This window comes from Alkalicoccus luteus, assembly GCF_052061695.1.
GTDB classification, from domain to species: Bacteria; Bacillota; Bacilli; order Bacillales; family Salisediminibacteriaceae; genus Alkalicoccus; species Alkalicoccus luteus.
This window is the reverse complement of sequence record NZ_JBPZEY010000002.1, coordinates 76,265-101,764: the sequence shown is the minus strand read 5'-3', so window position 1 is coordinate 101,764 and position 25,500 is coordinate 76,265. Positions and strand designations below refer to the sequence as shown.

24 protein-coding genes and 1 riboswitch are annotated in these 25,500 nt (G+C 48.2%); of the genes, 3 read left to right on the top strand and 21 right to left on the bottom strand.

Features of this window, described 5'->3' with window-relative positions; all coding sequences use genetic code 11:
* Positions 1-25 precede the first annotated feature (25 nt).
* Together ACSZLD_RS02720 and ACSZLD_RS02715 are read right to left on the bottom strand one after the other, a co-directional pair.
* Entirely contained in the window at positions 26-1,693 is a 1,668-nt protein-coding gene (locus tag ACSZLD_RS02720) for a DAK2 domain-containing protein (RefSeq protein ID WP_444684159.1), read from the bottom strand.
* A gap of 22 nt (positions 1,694-1,715) precedes the next feature.
* Positions 1,716-2,075, bottom strand: a complete 360-nt coding sequence (locus ACSZLD_RS02715) for an Asp23/Gls24 family envelope stress response protein (RefSeq protein ID WP_168004681.1) — start codon at positions 2,073-2,075, stop codon at positions 1,716-1,718.
* Between the two features lie 234 nt (positions 2,076-2,309).
* Between ACSZLD_RS02715 and rpmB the strand changes: the two genes are divergently transcribed.
* Positions 2,310-2,498 (top strand): 50S ribosomal protein L28, encoded by a 189-nt coding sequence (gene rpmB / locus ACSZLD_RS02710; protein WP_168004682.1) that lies wholly within the window; start codon positions 2,310-2,312, stop codon positions 2,496-2,498.
* A gap of 89 nt (positions 2,499-2,587) precedes the next feature.
* On the opposite strand, the gene ACSZLD_RS02705 is transcribed toward rpmB, so the two are convergent.
* From ACSZLD_RS02705 to ACSZLD_RS02640, 14 genes are all read right to left on the bottom strand, one after another.
* Positions 2,588-3,220 carry a thiamine diphosphokinase gene (locus tag ACSZLD_RS02705; protein WP_444684158.1) on the bottom strand — a complete coding sequence of 211 codons (633 nt, stop codon included), beginning with the start codon at positions 3,218-3,220 and terminating at the stop codon, positions 2,588-2,590.
* Positions 3,217-3,768: an energy-coupled thiamine transporter ThiT gene (gene thiT, locus ACSZLD_RS02700; RefSeq protein ID WP_377908181.1), complete on the bottom strand. Its 552-nt coding sequence runs from the start codon at positions 3,766-3,768 to the stop codon at positions 3,217-3,219. Before thiT ends, ACSZLD_RS02705 begins: the two co-directional genes overlap by 4 nt.
* Before the next feature lie 74 nt (positions 3,769-3,842).
* Positions 3,843-3,947: riboswitch (TPP riboswitch) on the bottom strand.
* Between the two features lie 22 nt (positions 3,948-3,969).
* On the bottom strand, positions 3,970-4,608 hold the full coding sequence (gene rpe / locus ACSZLD_RS02695; RefSeq protein WP_377908180.1) for a ribulose-phosphate 3-epimerase: 639 nt from the start codon (positions 4,606-4,608) through the stop codon (positions 3,970-3,972).
* Between the two features lie 2 nt (positions 4,609-4,610).
* Positions 4,611-5,483: a ribosome small subunit-dependent GTPase A gene (gene rsgA / locus ACSZLD_RS02690; protein ID WP_444684157.1), complete on the bottom strand. Its 873-nt coding sequence runs from the start codon at positions 5,481-5,483 to the stop codon at positions 4,611-4,613.
* Positions 5,484-5,503: 20 nt separating this feature from the next.
* Positions 5,504-7,459 (bottom strand): Stk1 family PASTA domain-containing Ser/Thr kinase, encoded by a 1,956-nt coding sequence (gene pknB, locus ACSZLD_RS02685; RefSeq protein WP_377908178.1) that lies wholly within the window; start codon positions 7,457-7,459, stop codon positions 5,504-5,506.
* Positions 7,456-8,205, bottom strand: a complete 750-nt coding sequence (locus ACSZLD_RS02680; protein WP_444684156.1) for a Stp1/IreP family PP2C-type Ser/Thr phosphatase — start codon at positions 8,203-8,205, stop codon at positions 7,456-7,458. Before ACSZLD_RS02680 ends, pknB begins: the two co-directional genes overlap by 4 nt.
* 2 nt (positions 8,206-8,207) lie before the next feature.
* Positions 8,208-9,557, bottom strand: a complete 1,350-nt coding sequence (rsmB, locus tag ACSZLD_RS02675) for a 16S rRNA (cytosine(967)-C(5))-methyltransferase RsmB (protein ID WP_444684155.1) — start codon at positions 9,555-9,557, stop codon at positions 8,208-8,210.
* Entirely contained in the window at positions 9,550-10,503 is a 954-nt protein-coding gene (fmt, locus tag ACSZLD_RS02670) for a methionyl-tRNA formyltransferase (RefSeq protein ID WP_444684154.1), read from the bottom strand. Before fmt ends, rsmB begins: the two co-directional genes overlap by 8 nt.
* Before the next feature lie 22 nt (positions 10,504-10,525).
* A complete protein-coding gene (priA, locus tag ACSZLD_RS02665; RefSeq protein WP_444684153.1) occupies positions 10,526-12,919 on the bottom strand; it encodes a primosomal protein N' in 2,394 nt (797 codons plus the stop codon).
* Positions 12,909-14,123 carry a bifunctional phosphopantothenoylcysteine decarboxylase/phosphopantothenate--cysteine ligase CoaBC gene (gene coaBC, locus ACSZLD_RS02660; RefSeq protein ID WP_444684152.1) on the bottom strand — a complete coding sequence of 405 codons (1,215 nt, stop codon included), beginning with the start codon at positions 14,121-14,123 and terminating at the stop codon, positions 12,909-12,911. Before coaBC ends, priA begins: the two co-directional genes overlap by 11 nt.
* 191 nt (positions 14,124-14,314) lie before the next feature.
* On the bottom strand, positions 14,315-14,539 hold the full coding sequence (gene rpoZ / locus ACSZLD_RS02655) for a DNA-directed RNA polymerase subunit omega (protein ID WP_168004693.1): 225 nt from the start codon (positions 14,537-14,539) through the stop codon (positions 14,315-14,317).
* Between the two features lie 9 nt (positions 14,540-14,548).
* On the bottom strand, positions 14,549-15,160 hold the full coding sequence (gene gmk / locus ACSZLD_RS02650) for a guanylate kinase (RefSeq protein WP_377908172.1): 612 nt from the start codon (positions 15,158-15,160) through the stop codon (positions 14,549-14,551).
* Between the two features lie 65 nt (positions 15,161-15,225).
* Positions 15,226-15,489, bottom strand: a complete 264-nt coding sequence (gene remA / locus ACSZLD_RS02645; protein WP_168004695.1) for an extracellular matrix/biofilm regulator RemA — start codon at positions 15,487-15,489, stop codon at positions 15,226-15,228.
* 19 nt (positions 15,490-15,508) lie between these two features.
* Entirely contained in the window at positions 15,509-16,384 is an 876-nt protein-coding gene (locus ACSZLD_RS02640) for a YicC/YloC family endoribonuclease (RefSeq protein ID WP_444684151.1), read from the bottom strand.
* A gap of 126 nt (positions 16,385-16,510) precedes the next feature.
* Here ACSZLD_RS02640 and ACSZLD_RS02635 point away from each other — a divergent pair, with 126 nt between their 5' ends.
* Both ACSZLD_RS02635 and ACSZLD_RS02630 read left to right on the top strand, forming a co-directional pair.
* On the top strand, positions 16,511-18,229 hold the full coding sequence (locus tag ACSZLD_RS02635) for an Rqc2 family fibronectin-binding protein (RefSeq protein ID WP_444684150.1): 1,719 nt from the start codon (positions 16,511-16,513) through the stop codon (positions 18,227-18,229).
* Between the two features lie 4 nt (positions 18,230-18,233).
* On the top strand, positions 18,234-18,962 hold the full coding sequence (locus ACSZLD_RS02630; protein ID WP_444684149.1) for a DUF3891 family protein: 729 nt from the start codon (positions 18,234-18,236) through the stop codon (positions 18,960-18,962).
* A gap of 81 nt (positions 18,963-19,043) precedes the next feature.
* On the opposite strand, the gene ACSZLD_RS02625 is transcribed toward ACSZLD_RS02630, so the two are convergent.
* The 5 genes from ACSZLD_RS02625 to ACSZLD_RS02605 all read right to left on the bottom strand — a co-directional run bounded on the left by ACSZLD_RS02625 (position 19,044) and on the right by ACSZLD_RS02605 (position 25,498).
* Positions 19,044-20,861, bottom strand: a complete 1,818-nt coding sequence (locus tag ACSZLD_RS02625) for an ABC transporter ATP-binding protein (RefSeq protein ID WP_444684148.1) — start codon at positions 20,859-20,861, stop codon at positions 19,044-19,046.
* 15 nt (positions 20,862-20,876) lie between these two features.
* Positions 20,877-22,628 carry an ABC transporter ATP-binding protein gene (locus tag ACSZLD_RS02620; protein ID WP_377908166.1) on the bottom strand — a complete coding sequence of 584 codons (1,752 nt, stop codon included), beginning with the start codon at positions 22,626-22,628 and terminating at the stop codon, positions 20,877-20,879.
* Positions 22,629-22,879: 251 nt separating this feature from the next.
* The gene (locus ACSZLD_RS02615) at positions 22,880-24,220 is read right to left on the bottom strand and encodes a Na+/H+ antiporter family protein (protein WP_444684147.1); all 1,341 of its coding nucleotides are present in this window, start codon (positions 24,218-24,220) and stop codon (positions 22,880-22,882) included.
* Positions 24,221-24,303: 83 nt separating this feature from the next.
* Positions 24,304-24,615, bottom strand: coding sequence for a hypothetical protein (locus tag ACSZLD_RS02610; RefSeq protein ID WP_377908163.1), 312 nt, complete (start codon positions 24,613-24,615; stop codon positions 24,304-24,306).
* 253 nt (positions 24,616-24,868) lie between these two features.
* A complete protein-coding gene (locus tag ACSZLD_RS02605; protein WP_444684146.1) occupies positions 24,869-25,498 on the bottom strand; it encodes a class I SAM-dependent methyltransferase in 630 nt (209 codons plus the stop codon).
* Positions 25,499-25,500 lie beyond the last annotated feature (2 nt).

Sequence of the window (25,500 nt, the reverse complement as noted above, 5' to 3'; positions counted from 1 at the left end):
ATGCCGCCCCCTTTATTACGAATGGTTATTCAACTGAAATAATGTAAGAATAAAGCGGCTGTCTGCCCGCATGTATCTCCACTTCCACTTCTGGAAACTGCTCCTCAATATAAGCGGATAGTTCTTCAGCCTCTTCTTCTGACCGGTCTTCCCCGAAGATAATGGTTACAATCTCGCTTTCCTCATCAATTAGCTTCGCCAGCAGCTCTTTAGAGACATCGGAAACTGTTTCGCCGTTAGAAATAATATCTTTGCCAGTAATACCCATGAAGTCCCCTTTTTTAATGGATACCCCATTCAGACTCGTATCACGCACTGCATAAGTTACTTCTCCGGTTTTAACGGTCTGCAGAGACTCTTTCATACCAGAAACATTGTCGTCAAGACTTTGCTCTTCGTTGAATGAGAGCATTGCTGCGAGACCTTGCGGGACTGATTTACTAGGAACAACCGCCACATCGATCTCAGCTACGTCCGCAGCCTGCTCTGCAGCCATGATGATATTGCTGTTATTAGGCAGAAGAATCACGTTCTCGGCATTTACTTCCTCAATTGCCTTAATAAAATCTTCAGTAGACGGATTCATCGTTTGTCCGCCTTCAATGACTTTGCTGCAGCCGAGCCCCTCAAAGAGTTCCGTAATGCCTGAACCCATCCCGACGGTAATGACGGCATACTTTGAAGGACCAGCTTGTTTTTTCGGAGGTTCAGGAGCTTTATCTGCTTCCAGCAGGGATGAATGCTGTTCCCGCATGTTTTCGACTTTAATATTCACTAACGAGCCAAAACGCTGAGCTTCCGTGATCACATCCCCCGGGTATTCCGCGTGGATATGTATTTTCAGTAAATCCTCATCCGATACGACAAGCAGGGAATCGCCATACTCGCTCAGCTTTTCTCTGAATGCTTCTTCATCATACGGATGATCTTTCAATTGCTCATCTGCAAATTTAACCATAACCTCAGTACAGTAGCCAAATTCAATATCTTCGGTAGCCATATGACTCTGAGCAGACTGATGATGCTCAAATTTGACCAATTCTTCCAGTGAAGGTGTTTCCTCAGCTGGAGCAATCGACCGGCCTTCCATTGCAGCTGCAAAGCCTTCGTATATGGTAACCAATCCTTGGCCGCCGGAATCAACGACTCCAACTTCCTTTAACACCGGAAGCAGGTCGGGCGTCCGCTCCAGAGACTCTTCAGCTTCTTGAAGAACCTGCTTCATCAGCTCGAGACAATCATCTTGGCCGGCGCTTTCTCTTCCTGCTGCTGCTGCATCTTTCGCAACAGTTAAAATCGTACCTTCAACCGGCTTCATGACAGCTTTGTAGGCCGTTTCCACGCCCTTATCAAATGCGTCAGCAAGATCCTTAGGAGCCAGTGTTTCTTTCTTTTCGACCGCTTTTGAAAAGCCTCTGAAAAGCTGGGACAGAATAACGCCCGAGTTCCCTCTCGCCCCCATAAGGAGGCCTTTTGCAAAGCTGGCTGCGACGCTTCCCGCATGGTTCTGATCGTTGTTCTTCACTTCCTGAATTCCGGATGTGATGGTTAGATTCATATTCGTCCCTGTATCGCCGTCCGGAACAGGGAATACGTTTAGTGCGTCAATCCGCTGCGAATTGGCAGACAGATTGGCGGCACCCTCCTGCATCATGGCAGCAAGTTTTTTTCCGTTAATTGTATTCATTGCCACGTATGTTCCTCCTGACATAAAACTAATTCGTAACTCTGACTCCGGAAACAAAAATATTGACCGAACTAACTTTCAACCCGAGCATCTGGCTCAGCTGGTATTTTACTTTTTGCTGAACATTATGCGCTACTTCGGAAATTTTCGTTCCATAGCTGACGATAATATACATATCAATGTGGATCTGTTCGCCTTCTTCCCGGATGACAACACCTCTCGCCAGATTTTCTTTACCAAGAAGATCCGTAATGCCATCTTTCAGCTGCTTCTGGGAAGCCATTCCGACAATGCCGTAGCAGTCCACTGCCGCACCGCCTGCGATAACAGCGACAACTTCTCTTGAAACATCAATATTTCCGTATTTCGTATTCATTTCAATCGTCATAGAAGGTAGTCCTCCTCAATGGGGGTATTTGGCTTTTCAGCTATCGTCATTTTACTATACGCATGACAGCTTGCATAGTTCGTGCACCCGTCTAAGAGAATAGCACAAAAGCTCCAAAAATGCGATATCATCTGTCAAGGTTCATTACTTGAAATTACTGCTTGAATTAAAAAATGTACAATGCTACAATATTCAGGTATGATCGATGCTAGTGAAATGAAGGAGGGAATGCATATGTCACGCAGATGTGTTATTACCGGCCGAGGGCCGTCTACAGGCAATAAACGATCCCACGCATTGAACGCTACAAAGCGTCGCTGGGGTGCTAACGTGCAAAAAGTCCGCATCATGGTGGACGGCAAGCCAAAGCGCGTTTACGTATCCGCCCGCGCTCTAAAATCAGGCAAAGTACAGCGCGTATAATCGCTAAAAAAAGCTTCCGCCCCGAAATGGGACGGAAGCTTTTTTCATTTGTCCAGCTCATGCTTGAACGGAAAAATTGACTGCCGGCTTCATGCATCGCCTGATTCGATGAAGTAAAGAAGCCCGTCGTTAAACGACACCTTCGCTTCACGGTGCGTCCATTCATTGCTGACGCTGAGCGATCGATGCCGATAAAGCGTAGCCTGTTGGAGCGGATACAGCAGCCCTGACGTCGTTACACCCGTTACGTTTTGCCCAAGCGGGATCAGCGATACATACTTATGGCCGCGTGTTCGAAGCTGATGCGTGCCCGGACGAAGGAGCTGCACCGAGTAGTGCTCTTCCTCGATTACGGTTTGCTCTGGCGAGGCTTCCAGCAAAAACAAGGCAGACAGTGTATGATCCAATCTTCCTCCGCCCGCTCCGGTTATAATCAGCGGCATTCCCTCTGCTCGCTGCAGCGCAAGCTCCAGATCTGTCCAGTTTTTCGCTGGAGGATGACCCTCGATCTGTTCAGCCAGTTCTGCAATCTGCATCTTTTGTTCGGGCGTCACACTGTCAAAGTCTCCAACAGCTCGTACCATGCGGATGCCGCAGGCAGCTGCACACGCTGCCCCTCGGTCAACTCCAATAACATCAGCTTCCGGATAAAAACGAACCAGCCGGGACAGATGCCTTTCGGTCAGCTCAGGGCTGCCCCCGGCAATGATAACAGGATTCATACTGATCTTCCCTCAGGCTGCAAAATTCTGCCGCCTTTTTTTAATAAAAAGATGGTCACGATCAAAATTAAAAGAAGAGATGGCCCTAAATACCCTAAATTATAGAGAAACGAATACAAGGCGACCGGGGTACCTTCAGGAGCAAACTCTCCAAACCAGATAACACCTGCACTAAAATGAGCAGCAAATCGGAGAGCCACTGCAAGAGCAATTCCAGCAATCACTGCCCCAATCACTCTCCTCCCTCCAAACCAGGCACTGAAAAAGGCAGCCGTACCAACAAGTCCAAAAGCTACAGGATACTCCAGGATCGCCTGAGACCAATGGACGACATAAGGTCCAGTCATTAAGTTCAGCAGTCCGAACACAATGCCACACGCGATTCCTGCAGCCGGACCTCTTCGGAACGACAACAGAATTATTGGCAGCATAGCTAGGTTCACAGATCCTCCAAACGGCATCGTAAATAGTGTAATAAAGCTTAAAATCAGCGCTAGCGCAGCCATAAAAGCTGTTTCAATCATTATAACTATTTTAGTTGAACGCACGTGCGTCACCCTTTCTTTTTTGCAGCGCAGAAAGGCCGCATCCTCAGGATACGGCCAACTCAGAAGCATCTGGCTTCTGATCGATCCCACATCCCTGCGCAAGCATTAACTTACAGGTTCACTGGGTCGGTGCTGCTCTGCACCCTCTCAGCCGTTACAAGGCTCCCCATGCGTTTTTATCATTCAGTTAAACTAATCCGTTCAGGAACGAAGGGATTTCATCGCTTGTTTTCTGTCCGACGCTTGAAAAAATGCAGACCCTGCTACTAATACATCTGCACCTGCTTCCCGGCAAAGCTTTGCAGTATCTGCGTTGACCCCTCCGTCTACCTCTATTTCCATAGCCGCTGGTTTTATCTCACTTGCTCGCTTCATTTTATCCAGCACAGATGGTATGAAAGTCTGACCTCCAAAGCCTGGATTCACGGTCATCAACAGCAGAAGATCGAGCTCGTCCATGACTTCCTCTACCATACTCAACGGACTGCCTGGATTTAAAACAGCGCCCGCTTTTACCCCTCGTCCCTTAATTTGCTGAATCGTCCGGTGTAAATGTGGACATGCTTCAGCATGCACGCTGATAATATCCGCCCCCGCGTCAGCAAAAGCATCAACGTACCTTTCCGGGTTTTCAATCATCAAATGCACATCAAGCGGCAGACTCGTATGCGGACGAACCGCTTCAACGATCAGCGGTCCAATCGTAATATTCGGAACGAAACGGCCGTCCATTACATCAATATGAATGTAGTCGGCTCCTGCTGCTTCGGCTTCCTTTATTTCGGACCCAAGCGCAGCAAAGTCTGCAGCCAGAATCGATGGCGCAATCTTCTCAGTCATTGTCAGTACCTCCGTTTTCTATTGGCTATTTCTTCATAAAACTGCTGATAACTATGATAGCGGAAAGCTGCAATGTCTCCCGTATCAACAGCCTGCTTTACCGCACACCCGGGTTCATTTAAATGGGTGCATCCTCTGAACTTGCAGTCATTGATCCGTGCTGCCATTTCTGGATACATGGCACTTAGCGTCTCCGTTTCGACATGGCGGAAATCAAGTGAACTGAACCCGGGTGTATCGGCAACAAATCCCTGATTGGGCATATGAATCAGTTCAACATGACGAGTCGTATGCTTGCCGCGGTTCAGACTCTTTGAAATAGCTGCAGTTTCCAGATTCAATTCTGGTTTAAGCGCGTTAAGAATGGATGATTTTCCAACCCCTGACTGCCCGGCAAAAACGGAAAGCCGTCCTGACAGAACTGGCAGCAGCTCCTCTACCTGGCCGGAAAGTTCAGAGGACGTGATAATAACACGGTAGCCGGCCTGCTCGTATGCAGGCAGATAAGGCTCTGCTTTATCCAACCCAAGATCTGCTTTTGAGACGCAGATAACTGACTCCAGCTCTGCTGCTTCGGTATGGACCAGAAACTTATCAAGCAGCAGCGGGCTAAAATCAGGCTCTTTAGCTGAAAAAACGAGAATAGCCTGATCAATATTTGCGATTGGAGGCCTGAACAGTTCACTCGTTCGTGCCTCGACCGCTAGAATATATCCATCAGTCGGGTTTTCTGCTTCAAATTCAACCATATCTCCTACGAGCGGCGTAATGTTTTTCTTGCGAAAGTTTCCTCGTGCGCGGCATTGTATCGTTTGTCCCTCCGACTCTACGTAATAAAATCCGCTGAGCGCTTTAATAATACGTCCTTTTGCCATAGTCACCTCACAAATCGATTTTATTCATCCGGACTGTAGGACTGCACTTCCTCATACGAATATTCATATGGCGAAGCATCAAACTCTTCCCCATTCACATACAGGATCAAGTATCCGGTGGAGCCTTCTTCAACGGTCATGGGAACGTCAAATTCAGTGGAGGCCGTTATCTCTTCGTTAATAACTTCAACAGGCGTCTCGTTCTCATCATCAATCACCTGAATCTCAATCTGATAGGATCGTCCGTTATCATTTTCCGGCACTTGAACCGAAAAAGGGACTTCTGCTGAAGCGACTGCCGGGCCTGGTTCCGGACCTCCGGAAAGTGTAACCATCACAGTAGTTGACTCCGAAATCTCTGTCCCCCGAGGCGGATCCTGTTCGATCACTCGTCCCTCACTCATTGATTCGTCATACTCTTCGGTAAACCTGACCGTTACATAAGGGACTCCTTCGAACGATTCTTCCACTTCCTCTTCCGTCATTCCGAACAAATTACCGATCGAAACCACTTCTCGTTCTGCTACCGTAAGCATGACCGTCGTTTCTGAAGGCATTACGGTTTGTCCGGCTGAAGGCTCCTGATCCAACACAATGCCGCCTTCCTGCTCTGAGACCGTTTCATACGACACAGACACGTTGTCAAATGCCTCAAGCTGTGACTCTGCTTCTTCCTCTGAGAGGCCTGTAACATCAGGAACTTCCATGGAAGCGTCATTTTCGCTGATTACGAGTCTCACAGTCGAGCCGACTTTAACAGTCGTTCCCTCATCCGGCTGTACACTGATGACGTGATTATCAGCTGTATCTGTGCTTTCACGGTACGCGCGCTCCACTTCCAAATCAAGGTTTTCGAGCTGTTCAGCAGCCGCGTCTGCATGCTGGCCGGAGACCTCCGGTACGGCTATTTCATCGACATGCAGCAAACCGGGAAGCCATATAAACGCGCTGAGCGTCAGCAGCACGGCTATTAGCACTGGCAGTATCCACTTTTTCTTTCGGTTCGGCTTTGAGGAAACTTTTTCTCCTTCTCCTCCCGAACTAGTTTTAGTATGAACAATGGTTTCCGGATCACTGCCTCGTCCCTCGGGGAAAACAGCGGGCATTTTTTTTGTTTCTTCATCATTCTCTGCCGTCCATTCAAGCAGCCGCTCGGAGCGTCTGGAGCTGTCCAGAACAGTTCTTAAATCCTCCAGCAGCGCCCCGGCACTGTTAAAGCGGTCGATCGGCTTTTTAGCTGTAAGACGGGTGATCATATTTTTTACGCTGTTTGGAACAGCAGTTGTGCGAAGCTCCGGAAGTGGTTCCTGTAAATGCTTTAACGCGATGGTAACTGCCGTATCCCCTTTGAACGGAACGCTCCCGGTAAGCATCTCGTACGCAATAATACCGAGTGAGTACAGATCTGATTTATAGGTGACCTGTCCGCCCCTGGCTTGTTCAGGCGACAAATAGTGAACAGAGCCCAGGATCGAGTTCGTATGCGTGATGGTTGCCTCGCTGATTGCTCTTGCAATACCAAAATCAGTAACTTTAGCCTGACCGTTTACGCTCATTAAAATATTCTGCGGTTTTACATCCCGATGCACAATGTGATTATCATGTGCGTGCTTCACGGCTTCCGAGATTTGCTTTAAAATTCGCACTGTTTCTTCTACCGAGAGTACGCCGCTGGATTGAATATACTCTTTTAGCGTCTGACCCTCTACATATTCCATGACGATGTAGTACAAATCATTCTCTTCCCCTACATCGTAGATCGACACGATATTCTCGTGTGACAAGCTGGTTGCGGCTTCAGCCTCGCGGTGAAACCTGCGAATAAATTCTTCGTTTTTAGAGAATTGGCTTTTAAGCATTTTCACTGCTACGTGGCGGTCGAGGATTAAATCTTTTGCAAGATATACATCTGCCATTCCACCTCCGCCGATTGGACGGATCAGCTTGTACCTTTCATTAATCCTGCGGCCGATCATACGGCACCGCCGTCCTGATCAGAGAAACGGATGAGTGCAGCTGTAATATTATCTTCGCCGCCTCTGTCGTTCGCCGATGCAATTAACCTTTCGCCAGCATCTTCCATACTTGCTGCTTCATACACAATAGCTTTAATCGCCGAATCAGCCAGCTTGTTCGTCAATCCGTCCGTACACAGCAAGAGGATCTCCTGAGGTCTCCACCGTACCGATCCAATTTCACCGGAAACATCGATCTCGGTGCCTAGCGCCTGCAGCAGCACATTTCTGCGAGGATGTACTTCCGCTTCTGCTTCTGTCAGCTCTCCCTGACGGACGAGTTCACCAACCAGAGACTGGTCCTTCGTGATCTGAGTTATCTCATGTTCTTTTAGCAGGTACAGCCTTGAGTCACCGACATTTATGTAAAAAACGTCTTCTCCATTTCCTACTGCAGCGGTTAACGTCGTTCCCATCCCTCTGCAGTCAGGGTGTTCCTGCTGATACGTAAATAAATCGGAATTGATCCGGCTCACTGTTTTCCGAAGCCATTCCTCGATCGTCTCTGTATCCAGTTCATCTGCGGCTAATTTAAACTGATCAAGCATCCGGTTGCAGGCCATGCGGCTGGCAACATCACCAGCCTGGTGGCCTCCCATTCCATCTGCTACTACCGTAAGAAACCAGCCTGAACGTTCATGAAACAATACAGAATCTTCATTATGACTCCGTACTCTTCCAGTATCCGAGTGAATGCTGTAAATCACGTTCATCTCTCCTGCCTTTTCGATTTCGTCAAACTGCAAATAAAGAATCCGTCTGTTCCAATTTTTCCAGGAATTAGCTGCAGAGAAGATTCAGTCGTCATCAGCTGCTGCACGTTTTCGGGAAGCCTGGACTTCATCGTTTCGTCCGGCTCTGCATCCCTATGTCTTTCTAAAAAGGACTGCAGCTGGGCTTCATTTTCTGCTTCATCAATGGTACAAGTGCTGTAAACCATCCGCCCACCAGGTTTTAAAGCGCGCCAGGCTTTATCGAGAATGTCCTTTTGTAAACGAGACAGCCTTTCAATATCGGCCTCCTGCTTCGACCATTTCATATCTGGCTTTCTGCGGATAACTCCAAGCCCGCTGCAAGGTGCATCCACCAGAATTTTATCATAAACAGCTTCCTCTTCCATGCTGCGGGCGTCGCCTGTTTCGGCCAGCAGATTGGTGAGCTTCAGTCTTGCTGCCTGCGACTCAATCAGCTTCACTTTATGAGTGTGAAGGTCTCTGGCAGTGACGCGTCCAGAGTTGTTTAATCGTTCTGCAATCATACACGCTTTTCCACCAGGTGCAGCACACGCATCTAAAATGATATCTTCAGCTTCAGGATCAAGCGCCTGAACCGCTATCATTGATCCTTCGTCCTGAATGCTGATAAACCCTTTTTTAAAAGCTTCTGTGGCAGCAGCACTTCCTCCGCTCACCCGAAAGGCCGTCTTAAAGATCGGACTGTCCCTCACGGTTAATCCTTCCTCCTCTAATAAAGAGCGGACCTCCTCCGGAGATATCAGCATGGCGTTTACTCTGATAGAGGTTACGGGAGGAACATTGTTTTGCACCGCAATGTCTGCAGCTGTTTCTGCTCCGTACTGCCTTGTCCACCTGCTTATCATCCAATCCGGGTGCGACGTTTCAATCGCGGTTCTCGTTACAGTATCTTCTGCTTCAACCGCTGCAAATCCTTTCCGGATGACTGCTCGCAATATTCCGTTGACCATTCCTGAAATTCCTTTATGACCTCGTTTAGCTGCCAGATTAACGGCTTCGTTCACAACCGCATGATCCGGCACACGGTCTAAATACTTCAATTGAAATAAGCTTAGCAGCAGCAGCTGGCGCACCCAGCCTGCCAGTTCATCCGGCGGCCGGTTTGAATAGGCTGCCAGCGTATGATCAAGCAGGCGCTGATGCTGAAGTGTTCCATATACAATTTGAGTAAGCAGTCCGCTGTCACGGCTTGAAAGCTGATGTTTTTTCAGAACCTCATCCAGCAGCAGGTTGCTGTACGCTTGATTTTTTTCTATCCGGAGCAGTGCATCAAGTGCAGCTTCACGTACTGATGCCTCAGCCATTGGCAGCACCGCTTTCAAAACGATGTCCGCGCTTTAGCTTCCTGCCTTTGCCGTTTAAAAAGGTGTCGGCAGTCATAGGCTTTCCGCCTGCAGGCTGCACATGGATCAGACGAATCACCGTTCCCTGTCCGCACGCAGTCTCTAATACGCCATCTTCACACGTCAATATGGTTCCTGGAGCAGCGTCAGTCTGGTGATCGGTGACTGCTGCTTCCCACAGCTTCAACCGGATTCCTTCAATGACCGAATAACCGACAGGCCAGGGGACAAGTCCTCTAATTTGATTTCGAACAGCTTCAGCCGGCTTATGCCAGTTTATTTTTTCCATCTCTCTCGTAATGTTAGGAGCAAACGTTGCACTTTCATGGTCCTGCGGAATTCTCTCCGCAGCTCCTTTTTCAATCTGATGCAGCGCTTTTATTAACAAATCTGCTCCTTCCAGGCTGAGCTTATCGTGCATGGTCCCTGCGGTGTCGTCTGCGTGGATCGGAATGGCTCCCTGCACGATAATATCACCGGCATCCAGCTTTTCAGCCATATACATAATCGTAATGCCAGTCTCTTTTTTTCCATCGATAACGGCCTGGTGAATCGGCGCTCCCCCGCGGTAGTCCGGAAGCAGAGATGCATGAACGTTCACGCATCCAAATGGAGGCAGCTCCAATACATTCGCTGGAAGCAGCTGGCCGAATGCAGCTGTAATAATGATATCAGGCTCTGCCTCTTCTATAGGAGCGATCCCATCGGTCAGCTTTTCCGGCTGCCAGACAGGTATTCCATGTGCTTGCGCTGCCTGCTTTACAGGGGAAGGAATCAATTCTTTTTTTCTGCCGCGCGGCCGGTCCGGCTGCGTGACGACTAACGGGACATCGTAGCCCTCTGCCAAAATCTTTTCCAGTACGGGCACCGAGAAATCCGGGGTTCCCATAAACACTGCTCGTTTCATAAATGCCTCCTAGCTCTTTTTCTTACATCATCATGTATGGATTCGTATCTATGGACAGCTGCAGATCGGTTCCGGCTGTCTCTTTCTGCCATGCACGAAGCATGCTTTTCAACACGTTCGAAAGGTCCGGCTCGCGCTTGTATTTGATCATGCACTGATACCGGTAACGATCTTTAATACGAGGAATGGGTGAAGCCACAGGTCCCAGAATTTTTGCTTGTTGCGACAGGGAATTTCTCAAAAATGCCCCGATTTTTTCAGTGGCCGCTACTGCCTGATTTAAGTCCGTGTGAGAAACATGTACCATCGTCAGAAAATAGTAAGGCGGATAGCCGCCGACTCTTCTTAAATACATCTCTTTTTCATAAAAACCGGTAAAATCATGCTTAATTACATCAGAGATACTGTAATGATCCGGTGAATATGTCTGTATAAAAACTTCTCCCAGTTTTTCATGACGTCCTGCTCTCCCGGCAAGCTGAGTTAACAGCTGAAAGGTCCGCTCTGCAGAGCGAAAGTCAGGTAAATGCAGCATGGAATCTGCTGCAAGTACGCCTGCGAGCGTAATATTTGGAAAATCGAGTCCTTTTGCAATCATCTGCGTGCCAAGAAGTATGTCCGCCTCTCCCTTGCCAAACGACTCCAGCAGCCGTTCATGAGATCCTTTGCGAGTTGTTGTATCGACGTCCATCCGAATTACCTTTACTCCTGGCAGGACCTGATAAAGCTCTTCCTCCACCTTTTGTGTCCCGGTTCCGAAAAAGCGAATTTGGTCGCTTTCACACTCCGGACAGCTTGAAGGAAGTGTCTCCAGATAACCACAGTAATGACACTGAAGCGAATGGGAGCTCCGATGATAGGTTAACGATATATCGCAGTGCCGGCACTGCGGCACATACCCGCAGTCGCGGCACATAATAAAGGATGAATAGCCTCTGCGATTAAGCATAAGGACCGTCTGCTCCCCTTTTTCCATGCGGCTTTTAATAGCATCGAGCAGTGGACGTGAGAACATCGACCGATTGCCTTCCTTCAGCTGCGCTCGCATATCGACGACGTGTACGAAAGGCATGACTTGTTCATTCACACGGTTCTCCATCGTGAGAAGCTCATATACCCCTTTTTCGGCTCTTGCATAGCTCTCCAACGAAGGTGTCGCACTTCCGAGCACGACCGGACACGAAAAATGCTCTGCGCGGATAATCGCAGCCTGACGAGCATGATAACGAGGAGCTTCTTCCTGTTTGTAGCTGCTTTCGTGTTCTTCATCTATAATAATAATTCCAATATTTTTAAACGGGGCGAATACAGCAGATCTGGCTCCTACGACGACCTTCACTCTGCCTTCGCGAATTTTCCGCCACTCATCGTACTTTTCACCTTTGGAAAGCGCCGAATGCATGACTGCCACGAGCGAACCGAATCTTGCCCTGAACCTGTGCACCATCTGCGGCGTCAGGGAAATTTCCGGAACAAGAACGACTGCTTCCTTTCCTTTTTGAAGTACACGTTCAATCGCCTGCAGGTACACTTCTGTTTTTCCGCTTCCAGTTACGCCACGAATCATAAATACCCGGTGAAAGGCTTCTTGAACAGACGCGCCAATTTTATCGAGAGCCTGCTTCTGATCATCAAATAAGAGAAGCGCCTCATCCGGCTGCACATCCCTTCCGGCAAACGGGTCCCTTTCTACGATTTCCTGCCGTTTCAAAACAAGCTGCTTTTTGACAAGCGCTTCTGCTGCCCCCCTTGCACCATCAGACCCCAGCATCGACACCGGCAATGCTTTGTCTGCTTTCAGCAGCTTTCTGAGAACGTCCGCCTGCTTAGGAGCCTTTGAGGCCATCTCGTCGATCAATGCAGGCGAGACACCGGCAGCTGCTTCATAAACAAACTGTTTTTTTGAGGCTTCTTTTGTGCTCACCTGCGGTTCAACTGTCAGGTCCCCCTTTTTCACTGCGGCCAAAAGCTGGGAGCGCTCGGCAGCCGGAGCATGCTGCTGCCAGGTATCCCAGTCCTCGATCGGCAGGAGGCTTGAAAAATGACGTTCCCCTGCGGCTGAAGCCGCGATAACTTTTTTGCGGTACACTGCCCGCATAGCCTGAGGCAGCATCGCCTTCAGTACAGAAGCCTTTAAAGAGAGGGTCTCCTGACATAACCGATCAGCTGTCTTCATTAATTCTTCGGTTAAAACCGGCGTCAAATCGATCAGTTTTTGAACGTCGCGGAGCCTGGATGGCGGTATGTCAGAGGATTCTTTCAGTTTCGTAATAAATCCTTGGACCGGCCTAGGACCGAATGGCACATGAACCCTGCAGCCGGGAGCAGCCGTCTGCCGCATATTTTCCGGTACAGCGTAATCAAATGTACGGTCAACTGCCTGAGCCGGGACATCGACAATCACTTCAGCGATCATAGCGGCTCTTCCACAGTTGAGGGATATGATTCAGAATATGTTTGGCCGCATCTGACTTAGACATAAGCGGAATGTGTGCTTTTTGCCCGTTACGAAAAAAGAGATCCAGTGAGTTCGTATCCACCTGAAAACCGCTGCCTTCTGCCACAACAGAATTTGCACATACCGCATCAATATTTTTCTTCTGCAGCTTTTCTCTCGCATAGGCTTCGATGTTTTCCGATTCAGCAGCAAAACCGACCAGGACCGGCTTCTTCTCTAAGGAGCCAAGTTCAGCCAGTATATCTGCCGTTCGTACCATGTGAAGCACTTCACCGTCCACTGATTTTTTCATTTTTTCTGTTAGAGCTTCAGCAGGCTTATAGTCAGATACAGCGGCTGCTTTTATAACAACATCCATTGCCTCGGCCCGATTCATCACAGCCCGATACATTTCTTCTGCTGACTGTACATCAATCCGGTTAACCCCATGAGGAGTAGCTAGTGTCACTGGTCCGGCAACGAGCGTAACGGCTGCTCCACGAGCTGCAGCTTCAGCAGCCAAGGCAAACCCCATTTTTCCGGAAGACCGGTTGGATAAAAATCTGACTGGGTCGATTACTTCCTGAGTTGGCCCTGCAGTAACAAGCACTCGTTTTCCATTCCATTCGGGATGAGCGGCACGAGTGAAGTGGTGATCGATCATGGCATGCAGATCTTCTGGCTCTGCCATTCTTCCCTTTCCTGTATAACCGCATGCTAAATATCCTTCGTCCGGCTCTACAAACTGATAGCCGTCTTGCTCGAGCTGCTGCATATTACGCTGTACCGCAGGGTTGGCATACATATGTACGTTCATTGCGGGAGCGATGTAGGCTGGTGCAGTAGACGCCATAATCGTGGTAGAAACCATGTCATCTGCCATGCCGTTGGCAAGCCGTGCAATAAGATCAGCAGAAGCTGGTGCGATGAAGACCACATCAGCCCAGTCTGCTACATCGATGTGCGCAATCTTTTCCGGATCCGGCTCGATGAACGTGTCCGTATAAACTGGATTACGCGATAATGCCTGAAACGTTACCTCCCCTACAAAATTCAGCGCATTTTTTGTCATCATGACTTTCACTTCATAATCTGCCTGGACGAGCCGTGATGTCAAAGCAGCCGCTTTAAATGCCGCAATTCCACCCGATACTGCCAGGAGTACTCGCTTTTTATCATTCATCGCATGCAGCCCCCTTCTCTTTCATCCATCCTCGTGTTTTCTGTTCTTAGTATACCCTATCAAGCACCAGTCATGCAGGATTAACCGATGTATATTCATGATGATGGCTGTGCTGACAAGGCCCCCTGCTGTAAGGTGAAAAACCAGAACGCTCGTATGGCATCAACCAAAAAAAGAAACGATCTGGGAACTCAGATCGTTTCGTGGACATCGTCATCATTCAGCTCATACGTTAAACTTTCTGCTTCAATCTCCTCCAGCGCCTTTCCGACAAAGTTTACCGATTTTGAGCCTTGCGGTCTGCTGAACTTATCCGGAAAATCGCGTAATTCACGGGCCCGGGCCGCAGAAACGGTCACAAGGGTGTATTTTGAATTAATTTTAGTTTGTAACGAATCAATTGATGGCTGCAGCATACTGTTGATTCACTCCTCCGCTAGTTGTTTGTACTGATGAATCAGCCGGTCTTTTTTACAATTTTCAGCCGTCACGATGGATTTGATTCGCTCGACAGCAAGCTCTACCTCATCATTTTCCACGACATAATCGTACTTATCCATAAGCTCAATTTCATCCCGCGCCACTGTCATCCGGCTTTCAATAAGATCTCCTGTCTCTGTTCCACGGCCTTCGATCCGGCTGCGAAGTTCATTGAGGCTTGGCGGCATCAGGAAGATAAAAACACCTTCCGGGAAGCTTTCTTTTACTTGAAGAGCGCCCTGTACTTCAATCTCAAGGATCACGTCGTGACCTTTTTCAATCATTTCCGTCACATATGCCCTGGGCGTACCATAGTAGTTATCAACATATCTGGCATATTCAAGCATGTCGCCTTCTTCGATCATCTGCTCAAATTCTTCTTTTGATTTAAAAAAATAATTAATTCCATCCTGTTCCCCTTCACGCGGTGAGCGTGTAGTGGCGGAAACAGAGTATTTTATATCCGTGTCATGCTGCCTCAGCGCACCGCAGACGGTCCCTTTCCCAACACCGGAAGGGCCGGACAGTACGATCAGCAGACCTTTTTCTCGCTTCATTCTTCGCCTCCAACTGAATCCATGATTTCTTTAGTATAGCATGTGCGCAAGCTTGATGCCACGCCCTATTCTTCAGTCGCGTCTTCCTTGCTGGTGATGACTCGCTGCGCTACCGTCTCAGGCTGAACAGCTGATAAGATCACATGGTCGCTGTCCGCGATGATCACTGCTCTTGTGCGTCTACCGTATGTAGCATCTACGAGCATATTCCGTTCTCTGGCATCTGAAATAATCCGTTTAATTGGGGCTGATTCCGGACTTACAATCGAAATAATTCTGTTTGCCGATACAATATTTCCAAATCCGATGTTGATCAGTTTAATATCCATTCTGGCACCGCCTTCTGATTTATTCTGCGTTCTGCACCTGCTCCCGCATTTTTTCCAAAAGATCTTTCATTTCGACTACTTGCCGGCTGACGAATTCCGAACTTGACTTAGATCCAATCGTATTTGTCTCCCGGTTCATTTCCTGGAGTATAAACTCGAGCCTTCTGCCAGACGGAGAGCCGCCGCTGCATGTCGCGCGAAATTGGCTGATGTGACTTGTCAATCTCGAGAGTTCTTCCGAAATGTCAGCCTTTTCGGCCAGCATCGCTGCTTCTTGGATAACGCGCTGCTCATCGACACCTGCTCCATCAGCAAATGTCAGCAGTTTGTGCTTCAACGTATGGTAGATGCCCTCACGATATTCCAGAAATGCTTGCTCCATCTCTGTTCTCCGTTGTTCGAGAGCACCCAGGCTGTTGAGAAGATCCTTCTGCAATGCAGTTCCTTCGGTTACTCTCATCTCCACTGCTTGCTGCAGTGCTTCTTGAAATACCGGTAATACTGCTTCTGTCATGACGTGAACCTCAGGCAGTGATTCCGATTCGCTGATAACACCTGCCTGAAACAGAAGAGCAGAAGCTTCCACACTCAGACTGGTATCGAGAATATGATTAATCTCAGATAATACATCTGCATACTGCTTCAGCCGTTCTCGGTCCAGGATCAGCTTGCCGCCCTGCTCCGGTGAAGTAACGTGCACATGTATTTCTACGCGGCCGCGGATGATAATGTCCTTCAGCTTCGCACGAAATGCTGGTTCAAGCACTCCCCAGCCTTTGGGAAGCTTCGCCGATACATCTCGGAAACGGTGATTTACCGTCTTAATTTCGACTGTAAGGCGGCTTTCTTGAACTGATCCTTCCGAACGGCCAAATCCTGTCATACTTCTTAGCATTGCTATCACATCCACTTCTACATTCTAAACAATTTCCAATAACAGGACAAGTCTGTCGCGTAAATTCCCTCGCCGGACCGCATCTGCTATAATGAGCCGTAGTTATCTTAGAGGAGTGAAACAGCCATGGCATTCGACGGAATCGTTACCCGAGCCGTAACGCAGTCTGTCGCTGATACGTTAGTCAGCGGCAGGGTCGTAAAAATACACCAGCCACACCCGCATGATTTAATCATCACGATTCGAGCAAATGGGAAAAACCACCCGTTGTTTATTTCAGTGAATCCGAGCTTTGCCCGTTTTCAGCTGACAAATGTTAAATTTCAAAACCCTGCCGAGCCGCCTCTCTTTTGTATGGTGCTTCGTAAGCATTTAGAGGGGGCTGTACTGGACTCTGCAGAACAGCAGGGAATGGAACGGATCATCACATTTTCTTTTACCGGCAGAAACGAGCTGGGAGATGTTTCAAAAAAAAAGCTTGTGCTCGAGCTTATGGGGCGCCACAGTAACTTAATATTCATCGATGAGGATACCGGAAAAATTATCGAAAGCATGAAGCATGTTCCGCCATCGATCTCTCAATACAGAACCGTCCTGCCCGGACATGAGTACATGGATCCACCTTACATGGATAAACGAAATCCGCTGGATATCAGCACCGAAGAGCTTATCCGGCAGGTTGATTTTAATCAAGGAAAAATGAATCAGCAGCTGCTGCAGCTTTTCAGCGGGCTCTCTCCGCTTATTATTGATGAAATACTGCACCGTGCCGGATTCGTTAACAGCCGCTCGCTGAGTGAATCGTTTGAGGGGATCATGGGAGATGTCAGAACCGGCACGTATACGCCTGCTATAACTCAAGTCAATGGCAAAGCCTACTTTCACGTTATTGCCCTTCACCACCTGCAGGGCGAGGCTGAAACGTTTGATAATGTTCACAGCATGCTCGACCGCTTTTACGAAGGGAAAGCAGAGCGGGACAGAGTTCGGCAGCAGGCGCACGATCTGGAGAGACTGCTGAAAAACGAGTACGACCGCAGTGCATCTAAAATCAAAAAACTGAAAAAAGCGCTGAAAGATGCTGATAAAGCAGACCATAAGCAAAAGCTGGGTGAACTGCTGACAGCGAATATGCATGCGGTTAAACCTGGTGATAAAGAGGCTACAGTCATTGATTATTATGATGAAAATCAATCTGAACTAACGATTCCTTTATCAGAGCGCCTCACCCCGTCTGAAAACGCTCAAAAATACTTTAAACAATATCATAAGCTTAAAAACTCTGCTGTATATGTCGAACAGGAGATTAAGAAAGCGGAAGTCGATATGGAGTACCTTTCAAGACTGCTGCAGCAGCTTGAAACAGCCGATACACAGGATATTGAAGATATTCGGGAAGAGCTTATGGATGAGGGATACGTAAAAGCAAAGCCGTCGAAAAAGAAAAAGAAAAAAGCTGCTAAACCGGTTCCAGACCGGTATATGTCTTCCGCGGGTACGGAAATTTTTGTCGGCAAGAACAATAAACAAAATGAGTATGTGACAATGCGGCTTGGGCGCCAGGATGAAATTTGGCTTCATACGAAAGACATCCCCGGGTCACACGTACTGATTCGCAGCACCGCTCCTGATGAAACAACGCTGCAGGAAGCAGCAGAAATTGCTGCCTGGCATAGTAAAAGCAGAATGTCGGGCAATGTACCAGTGGACTTCACTAAAATACGTCACGTTAAAAAACCCAATGGAGCGAAGCCTGGCTTTGTCACCTACGACCAGCAAACAACACTGTTCGTGACACCGGACGAACATAAAATCCGCTCTTTAAAGCAAAACCAAAGGGGGTAGCGAGATGATTGTCACCCATCAGCTCGACCACTTCTGGCTGATCGAGCAGCATGAGCATGCACGCTTGTCAGCAGCCATGGCTGCAGCATTTCAACCTGGATTGACATCCATGCCGGAGCTTCTCACAGCAGCTGTGAGAGGCCACGATCGTTCCTGGAAGCTCCCAGATGCAGAACCGCTTTGGAATGACCGCGCGGACAAGCCGTACTCCTTTCTCGATTTTCCAGCTGATATGAAGATGGTATTTTATGAACAGGGTATTGAGGCATCAGAGACAGAGGATCCTGCCTCTGCTCTGCTGCAAAGTCTGCATTACTGCTCCCTTGTCAAAGGGCGTACAGGCGGTGAAAAGCGTTTCTTAAAACAGGAGCAGGTCCGGCAAGCCAGATTAGCAAAGACGGTACCGGAAGCCGAAGTAGACGTGCTGCTGAAACTTCTCCAATTCACCGACAGTCTTTCCTTGTTCGTATGTATGCGGCCGAATCAATCGGGAACGTACCGTCAGAAAGAAAGCGGATTTCACACGTCTGAAGAACTTCCTTTTACAAACGGTCTGCCTTTTCAAGCAGAGTGGAGGGATAGGAGCCTGTCGTGCACTCCTTCGCCGTTTCACAAGAACATTGCCTTTCAGCTTGAGGCCCGCAGACTGAAGGTGGAGGACTGCAAGTGTCACGGCCTGCTCAAAACGTTCCAAAACACCAGACCGATTACGTTGAACATAACTATAACCTAGATTTTCATTTTAATACATGAAGAACATCCAAAACCTCCGGAGCTTTTATAGCCCGGAGGTTTTGCAGTGTATACCGGCCGATCAGCCTGCATCAAGTGCGGCAAACTGCGATTTGACCAGCGCATAATATTCGCCGCGCTGATCGATTAACTCATCGTGGCTGCCCTGTTCTAATATTTGCCCTTGTTCCAATACGAAAATATGATCAGCTTCCCGAATGGTTGATAAGCGGTGCGCGATCATAACAGCTGTTCTTCCATGCAGCAGTTTTTCAAGTGCACGCTGGATCAGCTGTTCGGTTTCCGTATCAATAGAAGCCGTTGCTTCGTCAAGAATTAATATTTGTGGATCTGCAAGCAGTGCACGGGCAAAGGAAATCAGCTGCCTTTCGCCTACCGACAAAATGTTGCCCCGTTCTTCTACTTCCGTTTCATAGCCGTTTGCAAGCTGCTGGATAAATTTATCCGCTCCAACCGTTTGAGCAGCGCGTTTACATTCCTCATCTGTGGCATCCGGTTTTCCGAATCGAATGTTATCAATGATGGTGCCGGAAAAAATAAACGTATCTTGCAGAACGATACTCACCTGTTTTCGAAGACTGTCCAGGCTCACATCACGTAAATCGTGTCCATCTATTTTTACTGAGCCGGATGTCGGGTCATAAAATCGGCTGATCAAGTTGACGATGGTCGTTTTCCCGCTTCCCGTATGACCAACGAGCGCAATGGTCTGTCCGGCCCTCATTTCAAGGTTAATGGACTGCAGCGCCTTTCGCTTACTGTCGTAAGCAAATTCAACGTTATCAAACTCAATATGCCCCTCAACCTGCCCGAGTTCAACGGCATTCTCCTGTTCAGGAACGGACGGAAGTTCGTCCAGAAATTCAAAGATACGCTCTGAAGAAGCCATCCCGACCAGCAGCTGGTTATACACCTGTCCAAGTCTGGAAATCGGCTCCCAAAACATACCGAGAAAAAGAGAAAAGGTAAAGAATTCCCCAATGGTCAGACCGCCTGTTTGAATGAGAAAAACGCCGTACCAAAGCAGAACTGCGGTACCAATTGCGCCGCTCATTTCCACGAACGGCCGGAACATCGCACTTTTTTGAGTAGCATTTCTCCAGGATTCATAGTTTTGACCGTTAATCTTGTTGAAAAAGCCGATGTTCGGCTTTTCTTGTGTATAAGACTGTGTCACGCGAATTCCTTGAATACTCTCATTTAAGTGTGAATTAAGCATCGACTGCTTCAGACGGACATCCTGCCAGGAGCGCCGGATATTTCTGCGCAGCCTCGTCGAAATAAAGAACATGATCGGCAGAACAATCATGATCGCAAGCGTCAGTTCTGGACTGATATAAAAGAGTAGCGCAATAATCCCTACAAGCATGATAATGTCCATCAGCAAATTAATGACGCCATTCGTAAACAGATCCTGCAGACTGTTGACATCGTTTGTGATCCTTACGAGGATGGAGCCTGCGGAACGCTGATCAAAAAAACGATGCGAGAGCCGCTGGATATGGTTAAACAACGCCGTCCGCAGGTCAAAGATGATGTATTGGCCAAGCTTGTTCATGTATTTGATCCGGAGCAGGTTTCCTATCCAGGAAATGACATACAGTCCGGCGATCACCCCAACCATGATAAAAAGAAAGTTCATATCACCAAATTCGATGATGTGATCAAGTGCATAGCTCCCGATTAGAACCGGTGCCAGCAGCCTTACAGCTGTGGACAGCAGCATCCCGAATACAGCGATTGGAAGAATGGTTTTAGCATATGGTTTCATATATTGAAGCAGTCTCGTCATTTGCTTCCAATTAAAAGGCTTTTCAATCGCCTGATCCGTCGAATAATGAAATCGTTTCAGCGTGCGGCTTTCCTGCTTGTTACTCATAGCCTCACCCCCTGTTTATTTGGCTTCCTGCATAAATGTGTGCTTGTCTTTATACTGCAGATCGAATATGCGGCGGTATGCCCCATGCTGCTGCATCAGTTCATCGTGATTACCGCGCTCCATTATTCGACCGTTGTCCAACACAAGAATTTCGTCGGCATGCATGAGAGAAGAAATTCGATGAGCAATGATGAACGTTGTTCGTCCCTTCATAACTTCCTGAAACGCCTTCTGAATCTTCGCTTCCGTTTCCATGTCAACGGCACTTGTCGCATCGTCCAAAATCAGGATGCTCGGGTCGACACAAATGGCTCTGGCAATTGCGATACGCTGCTTCTGACCGCCGGATAATCCGCCGCCCCGTTCGCCGAGCACGGTATCATACCCTTCTGGCAGCTGCATGATAAATTCATGTGCATCTGCACGTTTCGCAGCATCTATGATCTGCTCCATACCAGCTCCTGGATTACCGTATGAGATATTGTCTTTAACAGAGGAAGAAAACAAAAATGACTCCTGAAGAACAACACCCGTACTGCTCCGGATCGTCCTCAGCGTGTAGTCTGCGAGCGGTCTGCCATCTATCAGCACTTCTCCCTCATCTGGTTCATAAAACCGGGTGATCAACTGCGTAATAGACGTTTTACCTGAACCTGTCGCACCTATAAGTCCGATCGTCATTCCAGGCTCGGCTTTAAAGCTGACGTCCTCGAGGGCCAGATCTTCCTCTTCATCATAGCGGTGCCGCACGTTTTTAAACTCTACTCTTCCGTCCAGACGGTCTTTTGAAACAGCACCCGGTTTATCCATGATTTCCTCCGGCTGCTCAAGCACCTGCAGCAGCCGCTCTCCGGAGGCTTTAGCCTGGGAAAAGGTGTTTACAATAAAACCGAGGTTCATTAACGGATTAATAATAAACCAGATTAAGCTGAAAAAGGCAACTAGAACCCCCGGCTGGATATCCCCATTGATGACGAGGAAACCACCATAGCCGAGGAGCACGACGACACATATATGTCCAATTAACTCCATAAACGGAAAGTAAGAGGCCCAGATATTTGACGTATAGATGTACTTATCCTTATAATCTGTGTTTTTATGTTCGAACCTGCCCATCTCATAATTTTCCTTAGACAGGGATTTTACAGTCGTCATCCCGCTGATGTTTTCTTGAACCTTTGTTGTCAGCCCAGCAAAGGATTTCCGAATATCTGTAAAGGCAGGGTGAACCTTTTTATCAAACCGATAGACAGTAACGATCAAAAACGGCATCGCCGCCAGCGTAACGACTGCAAGCGAAGGGCTGTAAAAAAACATAATGCCCAAACTTAGTCCAACGAGCATTACCAGGTTAATCAGCTGAGCAAATCCGAAGGAAAGAAAAAAGCGAAAACCTTCAACATCCGCTGTCAGACGCGACATCAGGTCACCCGTCCTGGCGTTATCATAATAGCGGAAGGGCAAATATTGAAGCTTCTCATACAGTGCATTCCGCAGCTCAAAAACCGCACGGATTCCAAACAAGTCTCCGAGATACTGATGGAAGTAGACAGCGATCCCTTTCAGAAGTGTAATCACAAAAAAACCTACGGCTACATATGGAATCCAGCCGTAGTTCTGATCAAGCACAATATAGTCTATTGTGATTTGCAGAATGACCGGATAGGCTACGGTAAAGCCCGTTACGGCAAGCAGCAGAACGATCGACCAGAAAAAATAACGTTTAAACGGCCAGTAAAACTGTTTTAATTTCTTAAATGTATCCATAACAATTCCTCCTTCCGATCAATGGCAGTTCTTCTAATATATCGGTTTCCGAAATAATAATCCAGCGCTGTTTTCAGCCGGATATGGCTTTCAACTGGAATGATCAGGTGATTTCTGAATATTTTCACCTTTTCACTGGATTATACTCTTACATGCGCGGAAATAATACGAATCTGCCTCGTGTTTCGTCTTGTTACCTGTCTTTAAATCGAAAAAACTGTCCAGAGCATCGAGCTCTGAACAGTTGCTTCTTACATAAACATCATCACTGCCGCCCAGCCAAACAGGAGCAGCGGAATATTGAAGTGCAGGAAGGTCGGAACAACGGTATCCCAGATATGATTATGCTGGCCGTCTGCATTCAGCCCGGCTGTCGGCCCAAGCGTACTGTCAGAGGCCGGACTTCCTGCGTCTCCAAGCGCACCAGCGGTTCCGATCAGGGCAATAACTGCCAGCGGTGAAAATCCGAGTGATGCGGCAAGCGGCACGAAAATGGCTGCCAAAATAGGCACAGTAGCAAAAGAGGACCCGATTCCCATTGTGATAAAAAGACCAATCAGCAGCATAACGAGCGCAGCCAGAGCCTGCCTGCCATCAAACCAGTCTTCTGTAGATGCAACAAGAAGCTCTACGTGGCCGCTCTCCCGTATCACTTCTGCAAATCCTCCAGCTGTGATCATAACAAACCCAATGAAGGCGAGCATTTTCATTCCGCTTGTAATTAGGCCGTCCGCTTCCTGAAGCGTGAATTTTTTTAAAACGTGCAGCACTCCAAAGTACAGATACAACAGTGCCAACCCTGCAAAGACACCAAAAATCATGGAATCTGACCAGATTTGAGCAGCCAGTACGGCGAGCACAGCGAGCGTTCCCACTGCTGTTCCGTAAGGCGGTGCTTCCCTGTCAGAGCCGGCTTCTGCAATATCTCTGTTTTCATAGGAGCGATTTTTGCGGTACGTCACTAAGATGGCAACTGCGAGTCCTGCCACCATTCCGGCTACAGGGAGTGCCATAGCGACGGGAATGTCAGCGAGGTCAATCGCCATTCCGCTCGCTTCCATGTTTTCTGCTATTGTCTGGTGGAAAATCAGGCCGTATCCTGCTGGAAGCAGAATATAGGGAGCTTTTAATCCAAACGTTAAAGCAGTGGCTGCTGCCCGCCGGTCAAGCAAAAGTTCATTAAACACCTTCAGCAAAGGCGGGATGAGAAGCGGGATAAACGCAATGTGAACCGGTACAAGATTCTGGGAAAAGCAGGCGATCAGTGCTGTAGTGAAAAGAAGCAGCACTTTCACAAGTGTCGTTTTCCTTGCCTCACCGCGCCTTCCCAGCAGCTTTACTGCTCCAGCTACGAGCTTATCAGGAATACCCGTAAACGTGATACCTGCTGCAAATGCTCCAAGAAGTCCGTAGCTTAACGCGATTTGCGCATTTGTCCCCAGTCCATCTGAGAACACTTGGATTGTCTCACTTATCCCCATTCCGGCTGTGATTCCACCGGCTGCCGCCCCGAGGAGAAGAGCCACAACTACGTGAACACGGGATAGGCTGAGAACGATCATGACTAATACGGCAATGATAACTGCATTCATAAAACGGTACGCTCCTGTCTTTATCGTGATAAATCACTAATGTAAAAAAGCCTTCATGAGAATATCATGGAGGCCGCAGAAAATCAATGCTTTGTCTTCAAAATAAGATAAACCGGAACTAAGAACACATACAGATGCAGCAGCAGGACCGTCCCTGCAAGTGGTTCTGCCTGCATCAGCCTCTCAACAAGCTGCGGTAGCTCGGGTGCCGGATAGCTGTATGTCATCAGCTCCAATATAGAAACCAGTGGGATTAACGCTGCTGCGATTACAACGGATCCGGCGGCAACGTATCGATTCAGCTGAAGACCCTTCCAAATAGAAAAGCATACCACCGCAGCAGTTACAGTAACAACTAACAGCCAGCTGCCAGTCGAAAGCGGTTCGTGAAACAATTCATCTCCCCCTATCCTCATCTCCTATGCTGACCGTACCCTGATCATGAGAATCAAAACGCCGATTCAACATCTTCCTTGGAAGCTGTCTTGTGACAGCATGACGATAGAAAATCAGCACCAGCCCTTCTTTTGACTAGAAGAGCCGGTGCTGGGTCTGTCTGCTTTGAATACGTGAATAAGATGGACCAGGGATTATAAAGCCATAAGAGAAAACCTAGAAACGGCAGCACTTGTCACCTTCCTCTCAGCTTTATTTAATGGCAGCAGCAATCGTTGCACGCCCGCACGTGGATAAAGAGACATCTGCTTCCCGGTAGCCAGCAGCAGCAAGTCGATGCTTCAGTTCAAGCTCAGTAAATCGATGCCGCCGTTCAGCTATACGCCCCCACTGAAGCAGGCCGTTTCGTTCTTGTGCAGGCAAATGATGAGCATCTTTTTCCGCCCGCGCGAAGGAAAATGCAGGAGAAGGGTTTAACAAGCGCAGTTCTCCCCCTTTTGTCTGTACCCGGTATAATTCTGCTAAAGCGCGTTCTGGATCAGGGAGCAGAAACAATACGCAAGTGCTGATGACGGCATCAAATTGATAATCCGGAAACGGGAGCGCCTCCACGTCTGCTGTTACAAATGTCAGTCCAGCTTCTTTGCTGTGAAGCTCAGATGCTTCTCTGACCATCTCTGTGGAAAGATCAACACCCACTCTGTTTTCAAACTGCTGAAGCCTTGCGGCAAGTCTTCCTGTTCCGCAGCCGGCATCGAGAAGGTTCGTTCCTGATAAATTCCGGCTGGCCTCATGTTGAAGCTGAATAAACCAGGATGAAGCTGCCATTTGATCAAAGAAATCGGTTTTATTGTCAAAATCTGCTGCAGTAAATCTTCTCACGC